The organism is Corynebacterium breve (genome assembly GCF_030252165.1).
GTDB classification, from domain to species: domain Bacteria; phylum Actinomycetota; class Actinomycetes; order Mycobacteriales; family Mycobacteriaceae; genus Corynebacterium; species Corynebacterium breve.
In genome coordinates, this window is sequence record NZ_CP126969.1 from 754,389 (window position 1) to 766,262 (window position 11,874).

12 protein-coding genes, 1 pseudogene and 1 other annotated feature are annotated in these 11,874 nt (G+C 56.3%); of the genes and pseudogenes, 6 read left to right on the top strand and 7 right to left on the bottom strand.

Annotated features, from left to right (window positions below):
* Nucleotides 1-3 precede the first annotated feature (3 nt).
* Nucleotides 4-1,815, bottom strand: a complete 1,812-nt coding sequence (locus QP027_RS03775) for a DNA/RNA non-specific endonuclease (RefSeq protein ID WP_284826112.1) — start codon at nucleotides 1,813-1,815, stop codon at nucleotides 4-6.
* 102 nt (nucleotides 1,816-1,917) lie between these two features.
* The gene (locus QP027_RS03780; RefSeq protein ID WP_284826113.1) at nucleotides 1,918-3,006 is read right to left on the bottom strand and encodes a hypothetical protein; all 1,089 of its coding nucleotides are present in this window, start codon (nucleotides 3,004-3,006) and stop codon (nucleotides 1,918-1,920) included.
* A gap of 92 nt (nucleotides 3,007-3,098) precedes the next feature.
* On the opposite strand from QP027_RS03780, the pseudogene QP027_RS03785 reads away from it, so the two are divergent.
* Together QP027_RS03785 and QP027_RS03790 are read left to right on the top strand one after the other, a co-directional pair.
* Nucleotides 3,099-4,363: pseudogene (locus QP027_RS03785) on the top strand (IS3 family transposase).
* Nucleotides 3,389-3,520: a sequence feature (AL1L pseudoknot), on the top strand. Its footprint overlaps the pseudogene before it by 132 nt.
* 135 nt (nucleotides 4,364-4,498) lie before the next feature.
* The gene (locus tag QP027_RS03790) at nucleotides 4,499-4,993 is read left to right on the top strand and encodes a 2'-5' RNA ligase family protein (RefSeq protein WP_284826115.1); all 495 of its coding nucleotides are present in this window, start codon (nucleotides 4,499-4,501) and stop codon (nucleotides 4,991-4,993) included.
* On the opposite strand, the gene QP027_RS03795 is transcribed toward QP027_RS03790, so the two are convergent.
* Nucleotides 4,990-5,775: a spermidine synthase gene (locus QP027_RS03795; protein ID WP_284826116.1), complete on the bottom strand. Its 786-nt coding sequence runs from the start codon at nucleotides 5,773-5,775 to the stop codon at nucleotides 4,990-4,992. The two genes, QP027_RS03790 and QP027_RS03795, sit on opposite strands and share 4 nt — an antisense overlap.
* A gap of 18 nt (nucleotides 5,776-5,793) precedes the next feature.
* Nucleotides 5,794-6,339: a CPBP family intramembrane glutamic endopeptidase gene (locus QP027_RS03800; RefSeq protein WP_284826118.1), complete on the bottom strand. Its 546-nt coding sequence runs from the start codon at nucleotides 6,337-6,339 to the stop codon at nucleotides 5,794-5,796.
* Between the two features lie 72 nt (nucleotides 6,340-6,411).
* Here QP027_RS03800 and QP027_RS03805 point away from each other — a divergent pair, with 72 nt between their 5' ends.
* Together QP027_RS03805 and QP027_RS03810 are read left to right on the top strand one after the other, a co-directional pair.
* Complete coding sequence (locus tag QP027_RS03805; protein WP_284826120.1) at nucleotides 6,412-6,768, top strand: ArsR/SmtB family transcription factor; 357 nt, start codon at nucleotides 6,412-6,414, stop codon at nucleotides 6,766-6,768.
* The gene (locus QP027_RS03810; RefSeq protein ID WP_284826121.1) at nucleotides 6,765-7,748 is read left to right on the top strand and encodes a cation diffusion facilitator family transporter; all 984 of its coding nucleotides are present in this window, start codon (nucleotides 6,765-6,767) and stop codon (nucleotides 7,746-7,748) included. The genes QP027_RS03805 and QP027_RS03810 overlap by 4 nt, the downstream gene beginning before the upstream one ends.
* On the opposite strand, the gene QP027_RS03815 is transcribed toward QP027_RS03810, so the two are convergent.
* Nucleotides 7,745-8,272, bottom strand: a complete 528-nt coding sequence (locus QP027_RS03815; RefSeq protein WP_349293177.1) for a DUF1990 domain-containing protein — start codon at nucleotides 8,270-8,272, stop codon at nucleotides 7,745-7,747. The two genes, QP027_RS03810 and QP027_RS03815, sit on opposite strands and share 4 nt — an antisense overlap.
* A gap of 40 nt (nucleotides 8,273-8,312) precedes the next feature.
* The gene (locus tag QP027_RS03820; protein WP_284826124.1) at nucleotides 8,313-8,723 is read right to left on the bottom strand and encodes a TOBE domain-containing protein; all 411 of its coding nucleotides are present in this window, start codon (nucleotides 8,721-8,723) and stop codon (nucleotides 8,313-8,315) included.
* 640 nt (nucleotides 8,724-9,363) lie between these two features.
* On the opposite strand from QP027_RS03820, the gene QP027_RS03825 reads away from it, so the two are divergent.
* Both QP027_RS03825 and QP027_RS03830 read left to right on the top strand, forming a co-directional pair.
* Nucleotides 9,364-9,879: a GNAT family N-acetyltransferase gene (locus QP027_RS03825; protein WP_284826125.1), complete on the top strand. Its 516-nt coding sequence runs from the start codon at nucleotides 9,364-9,366 to the stop codon at nucleotides 9,877-9,879.
* A 59-nt stretch (nucleotides 9,880-9,938) separates the two neighbouring features.
* Nucleotides 9,939-10,709 (top strand): SDR family NAD(P)-dependent oxidoreductase, encoded by a 771-nt coding sequence (locus QP027_RS03830; protein WP_284826127.1) that lies wholly within the window; start codon nucleotides 9,939-9,941, stop codon nucleotides 10,707-10,709.
* A gap of 6 nt (nucleotides 10,710-10,715) precedes the next feature.
* Here QP027_RS03830 and lplB read toward each other — a convergent pair whose 3' ends face one another.
* The gene (gene lplB / locus QP027_RS03835) at nucleotides 10,716-11,780 is read right to left on the bottom strand and encodes a lipoate-protein ligase small subunit (RefSeq protein WP_284826128.1); all 1,065 of its coding nucleotides are present in this window, start codon (nucleotides 11,778-11,780) and stop codon (nucleotides 10,716-10,718) included.
* Nucleotides 11,781-11,874: the final 94 nt, after the last annotated feature.

Below are 11,874 nucleotides of genomic sequence, written 5' to 3' on the forward strand. Positions count from 1 at the left end.
TTTCTACCACTGGATCTGTCCAACGTGGTCGATGACCTGGATGGACTCCAGCGCTGGGCCTTGTTGCGCCGGAGTAGTGAACGCGAGGCCCGTTCGCTCTTCGATGGTGGCAAGTGGCACTTGGTGGGTGTTGAATTTGTCCAGATTGAGGATTTCTAGATCGGCCAAGTCCTGTGACAACAGGAAGCCCTGCGCTCGGAGTTCGTCCTCTGTGACGTAGTAGATGATCTTGAAGAACTCCCGTGGGATGGAATAACCCCGGTAAATCCGGTCAGATTCTTTGAACACAGGCCCGCCGATGACAGAGATGCGGAGTTTATCTACCTCGACAGCGGCGAAGAGGGAATCTTCGAGCTCGCCCCAGACACCGTCGCGGCTGGATTGGTTGAAGGTGTTCATCTGGGGTGCGATGTTGGTAAAAGTGAAGGAATCGCGGTTGGCTTTCATCGCTTCTTCGCGATTTCCCCAGGTCAAGTCCGCGCGCCGGGCGATATGACCGCGGTCAAGATCGTTGCCCTTGTACAGGTCATCGCCGGCCTGGAACTCGCGTGAGAAGCGCGAATCGTAGTTGAACGAGATCCCTTTCCGGCTAAGGCGCTGGATATTTCCGCCATCGACGTTCCAGGCAACCCAGCGAGCAAACTTTAGCTTTTGCGACTGTGCCAGGCTGAAGTGTGTGTAGTCGATGGTTGTTGAGTCGTGGAGGGTGACGGCGTCGTCGATAAGCTCGGGGCTCATGTCTGGAACGGCAACCTCGGATGCGAGAAAGGCCGGATCGAAGCCCAGTGCCTTCTCCAGCGCGGCCTGTTGCGCGTTCTCGGAGTCCAGCGAAAATTCCAACTTGTCGCGTACCGACGAGGCGTAGCAGGCAAGGGCTGTTTCGGTGTCCGGCGTGTCAGAACCGGCGAAGTGCAGCCCGCCCATGACATTAGATGTGTGACCGTTTCCGGCTTTGAACATCCAGGCTGAACCGGAATCACCACCGTCACTGAGCTGGTCGAAAGCCTTGATATGCCGAGGGTCCGGCTCAATCTCGAAGCAGCCGATGGACTTTTCGCCGATGGAGCCTCCATAATCCAGTGACACCATTGTTTCCACTCGCGTGACCACTCCGTGTGAGACACCGGTGGTGCGCCCTGATTTGATGACCTTATCGTCAAGCTCGGGATCGGCGATTTCAGCTGGGGTAACGCCCAGCTCCATGATGTCTGTGTTGAAGCCGCGCTGGCTGATGCTGGCGAGTGCCGCATCGCCCGCGGCACCAAGGTGAGAACGCAGCAAGGTGCCAAACTGATTGCCTGCTTGGCTGTTGTCGTCATGGGTGCCCGGCTGGAGGACGGTATCGCCGATGTGGCCTTCTGGTCCGTGGAGGACATGCCAATTAGACAGCACGGCCGGTTGCCCAGTGGAGCGATCGTAAACGATTGCACCGAGTGTTCCCGCAGAAACGGTGGGGTGGGAGATGCTTACACCAGGTACGAGTGGGTCGATGCGACGTCGGCGGTCGTCGTCAAATGCTTCTGGAACAACTTGGTAAGCCAGCTCGTAGGAGCGCTGTACTACATCGGTGATGAGCTGGACTCCTGAAGAATCGACCATCTCCGGAATCAAAGAGGTGCCCAAAGTTTCGAGTTCAGGGCCTGAGACTTTCTCTCGAACCGTGAACTGAAAGCAGAGCGCATCCGTCCTTTTGCCGTCGACAATCTTGTAGCCGATACCGACAGAGGTGATGTTGGGATCTTTCAAATAGTGGACGCTGTGTCGACGAATCCACGCTTTCCATTCGGGGCGGACCTTGGGTGCTTCAGAAGACATGCACTCCAGTGTGCCTATTTATCGTAAAAAAGTCATGACAAATATTTCGCAGTGGTGCACTGCGGCGTCGGTCAGTTCCTTTTCTGAAGTACCGGTGGCGGCTTAGTGGACCTCGAGATTTGAGTATGGGCTGACGATGTACAAGCCCAATGGGATCGTCGTATCGCTTGGCCAGCCGCTTTGATCGCCAGGTGTGAGTGTGATGCGCGACCCTACGAGTGGCTCCCACTCAGCCGAGTCGTCAGTGTACTTAGTTTTCTCGCCAAGCTTAACTTCGGCGACCGACTTAGTGATGCGGTCACCTGCTTTAGGTCCAGTGATTTCTTGAGGTTCATCCAAAACCAAAATGTAATACCTGTTGTCGGCCGGTTCACCGTTGGGAACAGGCGCGCCTTTCAAGGCCTCGGCTGTGTTTCGCACCGTCACCGTACCGGTCAAACGAACCTGCCCATCGTCCATTGGGGCGGCCTCACCTGGGGCAGCCTGCGAGATATTGCCAGTAGCCAGCGCATCAATGCCGGAAGGATCAGTTGTCTTGTACCATTCCAAGCGAAAGCCATCGTTCGGGCCGGCTGACACTGACTGGATCTTCGACTCGCCCGACTTCACTAGCTTCTTGCCTTCTAAAACGTATCGTTGCGCATCACCTGTTTGGCTCACTGACTGGTAGCCCATTTCAATCAGACCGTTGCCATCGGAAGTGCCGTAGAGATTGGCTCGACTGCCACCCGCCGAACGCGCACCCCAAATCAAGACATCGTCGGAGTGGATGACATCATCGACAGAATTTCCAGTAGTAAAAACCATTACCGGTGAAAATTCCTTACTGCCCACCTTGATCAGTAGTTCTGGTCGATCATCACCTGTCGCCTCAACGACGGTGTATTCGTACGTGCCATCCGGAACATAATCCGCAGCAGGATTTACTGGATACGCGCCGGGATCCGCTACGACTGCACGATAGGTGTCGGCCAGGGCTGAAAAGTCATTTCCCCCGGTGGCCTGTTCGGGCTCTTCTTGAACGCTGGCGGCGCTATTGTCAGCCTCTTCGCCGGCGTCCTCTGGTGGCACGGTGGTGGTCAGCGTCATAGTCACAGGGGCACCGTCGCCGGTGCATGCAGTGAGTACGAGCGCACCGGTAACAGTAACTGCGGCTGCTGCAATGCGAGCGGCGGAACGGATTTGTAGCATCCCAGGTGCCCTTCAAGTCAGTGAGGTAGGCGAGTTGCGGCGGCCTGGGTTGGTCGGAGACTAGGTTTTACCCTAGGAGGACGATCAGCATCATGGCACGGCCCAGCAAGTACGACACCGCCACCCAAGAACGCGCGGTACGTATGTACTTCGAACGTCTCGAAGACGGCGACATCTCCAAGGCAGCCGCCCGCCGAGAGATCGGCGAACTGCTCGGCGTAAAGGAATCCACCCTGCGCAACTGGATCCGAAAACAGGAAAAGCAGGAACAAGCACCCCAGCCCGGCTCCCTGTCCTACGAGCAGCTCCAGGCTGCCTACGAGGAGCAGGCCAAGGAAGTCGCCAAACTGCGACGAGCCAATGAGATCCTCAAGACGGCGTCAGCTTTTTTCGCCCAAGCGGAGCTCGACCGCAAACTTCGGTAGTCGTGGATTTCATCCGCACCTACCGGAACCGCTTCGGGGTCTGGCCAATCTGCGAAACCTTGACTGCCCACGGCATCGCGATTGCCCCGAGCACCTTCTACGCGCACCAGTCCCGCGGCTTCGGCCCCACCGGAGCCGAACTCGACGAAGCGTACGCCGCCCACCGCATCTACCGACTGTGGGAGGACAACCGCAAGGTCTATGGCCGGCGCAAGCTCTGGAAAGCAGCCATCCGTGACGGCATGCTTATTGGTCGTGACCAGGTGGAACGGCTGATGAAGATCACCGGCATCCGCGGTGTGTCCCGCGGGATGCACCGCAAGAAGACGACCGTGGCCAATCCTGCGCACCGCCGGCACCCGGACTGAATAGGCCGTCGGTGGAGGTATCCGTCGCATCCGGATCAGTGGTGGATCGCGGACTTCACCTACGCCTGGACGCGGGAGGGATTCTGCTACGTCGCCTTCATCGTCGACGCCTACTTGCGGCAGGTCCTCGGCTGGGTCGTCACCACGGTGATGGACACTAGGATGGTGCTCATAGCCCTGGAACACGCGTTGTTCAGTCGCAGACGCACCCGCATGGATTTCACCGCCACCGGCATCGTTCACCATTCGGACGCTGGGGTCCAGTACACGTCGCTGGCGTTTACCGACGCGCTGGCAGACGCCGGACTCCAGGGCTCGATCGGCTCGGTCGGTGATGCTCTGGACAACGCGATGATGGAGTCGACGATCGGGCTGTACAAGACTGAGCTCATCGACGTCGATCCCGCACGCACATGGAGGGATGCCCGGGAGGTCGAAACGGAAACGGCCTCGTGGGTCTACTGGTACAATCACCAGCGTCTGCACTCGTCGATCGGTGACGTTCCCCCGATCGAATACGAGCAGGACTACGAGGAATTCAACACCACCCGAAAAGCCCAGTAAGGCTTTTACCCGTAGTCTCCACAAAACTCAGGCCGATTCAAGTTGCGACCTTATGAGTTAGATCTTGAACAAGCATATCGCCATTCCTTCGATTGTCCACGCGGAAATAAAACTGGGTGATCTACAGTAGAGGCCATGTCGCCCGACAATATTTTGCTGCGCCTGCCGGAAGAACAAGACGCATACATCCGGCAGGTTTTTGCTGAGTTGCACGCGCGGGGGCTACCACAACAGAACCAAACACCGCACATCACGGTGACGTTTTCGCCGCGGATGGATCAGGTGGTCGTCGACAAGGCGAAAGAGCTTCTGCCAGCCTTGATGCCGTCCACGATGGCGCGGGTCGGAGTGGTTGTCTTTGGTACCAAGAGTAAGCAGACAATCGCGTGGCTGCTCGAGGCCGATCCGTTGCTCGAGGAAGCGGCCCGCGAGCTCAGCGCACTGAATCCGGATGGCAGGGGGCGGAGGTGGACTCCTCATTTAACCGTGGGTTTGCGTATTCCGCGTGGCATTGTGCCGGAGTACATGAAGGCTCTGGACGAGGTCACTTCGGGACATTTCAAGGAAGTTACCGCGGAGCGCGCAGTGCTGTGGCGTCCAAACATCCAGGAGCTCACCGAGTTGGGCTAGTCACGACGAGGCGCAACGCCGGCGGTGATCTCACGTGCCCAATCACAATCACGGTGAGATTCTGCACCGATATAGTCCAAAGGAGTGTCGGAGCCCCACAGGATGATGTTCCCGTATGCGCGACCGCCCAACATTTCGGCTGGTCCGATTGCGCCAACATAGTCGAAAACCTTGAGCATCCCGGCGAGTTCTTCCCGCGCGCCGGGAAGACCCTCCCGATCACCACAGTTCGCGATGTACAGCCCGCCAGGTGCAAGTGCGCGTTTTACTGCTTGGAAGAACCCCACAGTTGTCACGTGGCGGGGTGTGGAAGGGCCGGCAAAGACATCACGGATCAGCACGTCGACATCCCCCGGTTCCAAAGCGTGGGTGGCGTTGCGGGCTTCATTGATGTCGATGAGGAGATCGTCGGAAAGCGAAAAAGCCCACCGGACAAGTTCACCGAGTTTCCCGTCGATTTCGACCACAGTATTCCTCGTAGCGTGCCATTTGTCCACGCAGTAGCTTGGCAATGCGCAGCCAGCCCCGCCCAGGTGGACGATATGGGCCAGCGGACGCTTGGTGATGACCGGTTCAATGGCCGCGGCAATCCAGTGCATGTAGGGAAACACGAGGACGCGGGGAGCACCCAGGATGACCTGAGAAGAAGGAACATCGTTGATTTCTAGAACGTAGGATCCGTCACGATGTGGGTCGGCGATAATTCGGGCGGTACCGGTGTCGATAGGGAATTCGCCCTCGATCCGCTTTTTCGGGTGGCGAGGTTTTCGAGTGTGCGTCATAGCTGGTGGAAACTGTACCTAGGCAAGGAATAACGGCGCGAGCAGGTTCGTCGCGGAGTGGACAAGACCAGCGGGAAGGACCGATCCTGATACGTGGCGAAGCCAGCCGAGGAGCCAGCCGGAAATGAACTGCAGGATCAGCAGTGGCCAAACCTGAACACTAACGGCAAGCAACATCAGGTGTGGCAAGAAGAAGATGACTGCTTGGAAAAAGTTGCCAAGTGTGAATCCAAAGCGGCGAACCAAAAGGCCACCTAGAAAACCACGGAAAAAGATCTCTTCGCCGAAAGCGCGAAAGATCACTCCGACCACCGCGATAATCGACGTTGCGTGGCCGACGACAACCCCGGGCTGGTCGAGCAGATGGCTATCAATGAAGAATGACAACACCCATGTCAGCGCGCATATGCCCAGAAGAATCGCCACTGCCCACAGGTAGGAGATTGGTGTACCACTCGTGATGCCCGTGTTCTTCAGCGCTTGGCTTCGGGGGAGTGATCGCTTGGTCGTCATGAACACGATGTAGGCGATCGTAGGGATGGATAGCAGAAGTAGCTCGACCATAATCCCAGTATAAGCGCGGCTTTAGTGCGCGATCCGGAGTTAGGCCCATCAGCCACGTGTTAGTATATGCATATGAACGCAGATACGAAGAAGCAGGCGTTGTCGGCGGAATTGGTGGATGCCACAGTTCAGACTTTGGGGCTTCTGGCCAATGAAACTCGGTTGCGGCTCTTATGGGAGCTGCGCGGGAGGGAACTTACAGTCAACGACTTGGCGGAACGGGTGGACAAACCAGGCCCCGCTGTATCGCAACACCTTGCCAAACTGCGACTTGCAGGGCTTGTGGAGTCGCGTCGGGAAGCGCAATTTATCTTCTACCGAAATGTTAATGAGCACGTAGAACGACTGGTTACTGATGCGGTGTACAACGCGGAGCACCTACTGTATCCGGAACCAGCCCACCACAAGTACACAGGCGGACAACAATGAGCCACGACCATGACCATGAACACGAGCATCATTCGCATGATGATCTCGGGGTGTGGGGACAAATCAAGCACGCCCTGACACCACATTCTCACGATGCCGCAGAGCAGATACTCACTGCGGAGGAATCTACCCAAGAAGGCATCAAAACTGCGTGGATTTCATTGTTAGGCATGGGAGCCACTGCGGCAGCACAGTTGATTATCGTCTGGATTTCGGGGTCTCTGGCATTGCTGGCGGACACGATCCACAACTTTGGGCACCTAGTAACCACGATCCCGTTGCTGATGGCTTTCTACTTGAGTCGGCGCAAGCCAACACATCAGTACCCGTATGGTTTGAAGCGTATCGAGGATCTTGCAGGACTATTGGTCACCCTCGTCGTTGTTTTGACCATCGTGCTGATCGTCGTTGAGTCACTGATGGCCCTGGCCTCGCCTCCTGAGCTTAGCCACCTGGGCTGGGTATTCGCAGCAGGGTTGGTTGGCTTTTTGGGTAACGAGATCGTCGCCATTTACCGAATTCGCACCGGCCAGCGCATTGGATCTGCGGCATTGATCGCAGAGGGGCAGCATGCGCGCGCAGATGGGCTAACCTCCATCGCAGTGGTGCTCGGCGTCGTCGGTGTGTGGCTCGGGTTTGAACGCGCCGATGCGGTTGCGGGACTTCTCATCGCAGCTGTGATTACTGGCACCATGTTCAATTCCCTGCGAATCGTCATCAGGCGCATTCTCGATGGCGTCGATTCAGAACTCATGGAAGCGATGCATCATGCGGTGGAACACGTACCTGGGATCGTTGCAGTCGAGCGGGTACGCGCGCGTTGGTTGGGGCATCGCATGGAGGCTGACGTTCTGGTCACCGTGGCAGGCAGCTCGACCGCCCGTGAGATTCAAAGCGTGACGGACAAGATCAACAGCGCTTTGCGGGAGAAGGCTGCAAACCTTGACGTGATCACCGTCCAGGTGAATCCAGCGACCTAATCGCGATCAAGACTCCTCAGGTAAAACACCCTGACGATCGCCCATCGCGTCGCATCCACGATGGGCCGCGCGGCCTTCAACCACCACGTAGCAGGCTCAGAGGAAGCATCGATATGCAGAGTCAGCGTGCCATCTGGGGCCTGCTTAACGACGAAGCGTTCTTCACCGGATTCCACATGCCCTGGCAACGTCCCGTAGGCGAATCCGCGACAGTGCGCTTCGTCGATAAGTGCGACAACTCGGCACCCAAATTCCTTGGAAAGTCGTCCCACTCCTAGCTTCATCATGATTACCGAATCCAGTTGCAGCGGGAGGTCAGAAACCCGGACGGAGAAGAATGATCGCTGCACCGACCAAGAGAGTAGCCGATTGGTGACAGTGTCGAAATCCTTAGTGGGCAGTACCCTGCTACAACTGAGCCGAGGAAGCGAAGTGGCAGCTTCGGGGTGAGAGACTCCCACTGGTGCGTATGTGAGGGGATGTGCGCGGAGAGTTGCGGAAGTTGCGTGGTCGAGAAACGACACCTTTTTAGATGAAATAGTCAGCTCCCAGGGTCAGTGAAAACTAGTTCTGTGCGCCTTCAATTGTAACGTTTGTCGACTTGATTACAGCGGTGGCAAGGGAGCCCACTTTGAGATCAAGATCCTCAACAGCTTCAGTGGAAATCAGCGACACAACACGGAATGGACCACACTGCATCTCTACTTGGCTCATGACCGAATCGGAGGTCACTTTGGTTACCAGACCTGTGAGATGGTTACGGGCGGAGCGCTTGTTAGCGTGTGGATCGAGGGAGTCGATGTCTTTCTCAGCAGCGATTTCCTGTGCGACCTTGGCAAGATCCGCGCCGTGAATGGCGCTGCGACCCGAAGAATCCTTTTCTGCTTCGAGCCTTCCTTGGGAAACCCAGCGACGCACGGTGTCATCGGAAACACCAAGAAGATGCGCGGCGGTGCTGATACGAATCAAAGTCATATCAGTATGTTATCAACTTGAGTGTTCAGATCTTAAGTCGATGAGTTGATGGTCATACGGCGTGTCTACTGTCCTTGGTTCGCCGGTGCTTGACGGTTCCGTGGTTGCGCAAATACTGCTCCCGAAAGCGCGCACCAGAGTCATTAAACCTATATGGACAAAAGCGGTAGAAAGTATGGGAAATGTTTTATTTGAGCAGGTGTGCCCGCAAGTTCTCCCCAACTAGTGGGTGATTCTTCCTTTGTGTCGGCCAGCCAGCAGGAGGTGGTCGCTACTCATTCGCGAGGATGTCGAATCTTTAACTTCTCACCTGAGCACACCCGCTGGGCGTCCCGGTTTCGCTGTTGTCTTTTTGTACTAAACCGACGCTCCAATGGGGCCGGCGATATGGATGTCGATACAATAATGGGAAATGTTTCATTTTTATAAGGCTCTGGGGGCCGGTTGATTGGGCGGAGAAACTTCACGGCGTTTGCTTTACGGGGGTAGTAATGGAGGTAATCTTTGTGATGGGATGTCACGATTTATAGTGCAGCGACAGGTCTGTCATAGGCAATGCATATTGCTCGGGTTTGGGTTTGCATAGTACGCATTCCGAATTTCCCTACAGGGGCAAAAGCTGACGAGTAAGATTCGTTTGGTGAATTCGGCCAACGCTTTTTCCGTGCGCCCAGAAGTCCCCAGTGACGTCGACCAGATCCGCATGGTCAACCTCGATGCATTTCCGGGGCGAGGCGAGGCGGAACTCGTCGACAAGCTTCGACGCAGTGGATCATGGATTCCTGAATTCTCGGTAATCGCAGAGTCTCACGGCAAAGTCATCGGCCATGCGTTGGCTACTCGGTGCTATATCGGGGGCCACAGCGCGCTTGCTTTGGCACCCTGTGCTGTGCTTAGAGAGCATCAGCATCAAGGGGTGGGAACTGCAGTGATCCGAGCACTTCTTGAAAAGGCCGAACAACTGGGCGAATGCTTCGTCATTGTGCTTGGGCATCCCGAATACTATCCGCGTTTTGGATTTCAACCAGCCGTGCAGCGGGGGATTTCACTATCGATCGAAGTTCCGGAAGAGGCTTTGATGATTCTAAAGCTAGGGGACGTTTCGCTTGATTATCCAACAGGTCAAGTCGTTTACGACCCAGCATTTGGCATCTAATTGCTCCTGAATTTTCCAGGCACAATGCATACGGTTGAAATCAAAGGAGGCTTCACATCATGACACACAATGATTTCGACGGATTCACCGTAATCATCACCGGCGCTGGCTCTGGGATCGGTAGAGCCACAGCCCTCGAGCTTGCAGCGCGAGGCGCGTACGTAGTGGCGTGCGATATTGCGGACACTGTAGAGACGCTTGTCGACGACATCACCGCCCTCGGAGGACAAGCGAAGGCGATTCGAGGGGACATCACCAACCAAGGCATCATCGATGCAACCGTCGAGCGTGCCATCGATCTAGGCGGAACCCTGTGCTTAGTGAATAACGCTGGCGTCATGGACAATTTCGCGGGCGCGGCTTACGTGGACGATGCCACCTTGGAACGCTCCCTTGCGGTCAACCTTGTTGCTCCGTTCAAGATGATTCGCGCAGTATTGCCACACATGCGCGAAGCTAAGCGAGGGGCGATTGTGAATCTTGGGGCAGAGGCATCATTCCGAGGCGGAGCTTCTGGCGTTGCAGACACGATGGCTAAACACGGCCTGGTGGGTCTGACGCGCAACACCGCTTACATCTATGCGAAAGACGGTATCCGAGTAAACCTCATCGGTCCCGGAAGTGCCTCGACAAACCTTGCTAGTGGCTTTGATCCGTTTTCGATCGACCCCGATCATGGGATGGATGCGATCACACCGGTCCACCAGTCGTCGATTCGCTCGGCCCAGCCGGAGGAATTAGCTCGCGTTATTGTATTTCTGTTGTCCGACGCAGCTAGTTACGTAAACGGCGCAGTTATTCCAGTTGATGGTGGTTGGCTCGCGGGGTAAGGAGATCTACGGGACGCGGTGGGTCCACTCTTCGGTGGAGTATTTGGTGCGCACCAAAACTTCTGCCGCATTCAGATCGTCTTGGCTAAGTTCGGCGTCTTTCGCACCGTAGCGGTTCTTAAACGTATCGATCATCGTCTCGATCACTGTCTCGCGAGACGCACCGGTTTGGCGGCGGAGCGGGTCGACGCGCTTCTTTGCGCTGCGGATTCCTTTGTCTGCAATCTTGACTTTGCCAATGCGCAGGACCTCCAACATTTTGTCGGCGTCGATGTCGTAGCTCATGGTCACATGGTGCAGAACTGACTTGCCTTTGCGCTTTTGCGCTGCGCCGCCGATCTTTCCCCCGTCGGAGGTAATGTCATTGATCGGCACATACCAAGCGTTGACTCCGTGGGCGGCCAGTGCAGCGAGAACCCAACGGTCGAGGTACTCGTAAGACTCCTCATAAGACAATCCCGCGACAAGTGCCTTTGGTACATAGAGGGAATAGGTGATGCAGTTGCCACCCTCCATGAACATTGCACCACCACCGGACATTCGACGAACTACTTGGATATCGTGCTTCTTCACGCCTTCTGGGTAGAGCTCGTTGGCGTAGGACTGGTAGGAGCCGATTACAGTGGCGCGATCGTCCCATTCCCAGAAGCGAAGTGTGGGACCACGTTCGCCGGCATCAATTTGATTGAGTAGAAGCTCGTCAAGTGCCACATTCATGGCTGTAGGCAGTGGTCCTGGGTGAATAACTTCCCACTCTAAGTCGGTGAAATCCACTGCATCGGTCACTGCTCGGCGGACAACCTGGGCGACATCACGAGTGGTAAATCCGTGCAATGCTAAGTCATCGTACTCAGCCAGGGCGGCGTCGAGCCGGTTGGCGAGGATGGACGCGTCGTCGTGAAGCGATGCTCCCTCAAGCGCGGGCCCGATGGCCTCGAACGCTTCATCTGGCTCAAGAAAGAAGTCGCCGGAAATTTTGACATCAGCGATAACCCCTTCGTCGGTGACCACGTCGGCAACGACGAGCTTTCCGCCAGGAACTTTAGTTTCGGAATGATGATGGGTGCTCATGATTCTTTTGTACCCGAATCGGCGCTGGCGATTTTGAGCGCTGTTCGGCGACGCTCGTCAATCCGCGCTTAGCGTGGACGGTGACGTGCGCTGA

Coding starts and splice junctions, on each gene's coding strand:
- QP027_RS03775 (WP_284826112.1), bottom strand. CDS start 1,815: ATGTCTTCTGAAGCACCCAAGGTCCGCCCCGAATGGAAAGCGTGGATT.
- QP027_RS03780 (WP_284826113.1), bottom strand. CDS start 3,006: ATGCTACAAATCCGTTCCGCCGCTCGCATTGCAGCAGCCGCAGTTACT.
- QP027_RS03790 (WP_284826115.1), top strand. CDS start 4,499: ATGTCGCCCGACAATATTTTGCTGCGCCTGCCGGAAGAACAAGACGCA.
- QP027_RS03795 (WP_284826116.1), bottom strand. CDS start 5,775: ATGACGCACACTCGAAAACCTCGCCACCCGAAAAAGCGGATCGAGGGC.
- QP027_RS03800 (WP_284826118.1), bottom strand. CDS start 6,339: ATGGTCGAGCTACTTCTGCTATCCATCCCTACGATCGCCTACATCGTG.
- QP027_RS03805 (WP_284826120.1), top strand. CDS start 6,412: ATGAACGCAGATACGAAGAAGCAGGCGTTGTCGGCGGAATTGGTGGAT.
- QP027_RS03810 (WP_284826121.1), top strand. CDS start 6,765: ATGAGCCACGACCATGACCATGAACACGAGCATCATTCGCATGATGAT.
- QP027_RS03820 (WP_284826124.1), bottom strand. CDS start 8,723: ATGACTTTGATTCGTATCAGCACCGCCGCGCATCTTCTTGGTGTTTCC.
- QP027_RS03830 (WP_284826127.1), top strand. CDS start 9,939: ATGACACACAATGATTTCGACGGATTCACCGTAATCATCACCGGCGCT.
- lplB (WP_284826128.1), bottom strand. CDS start 11,780: ATGAGCACCCATCATCATTCCGAAACTAAAGTTCCTGGCGGAAAGCTC.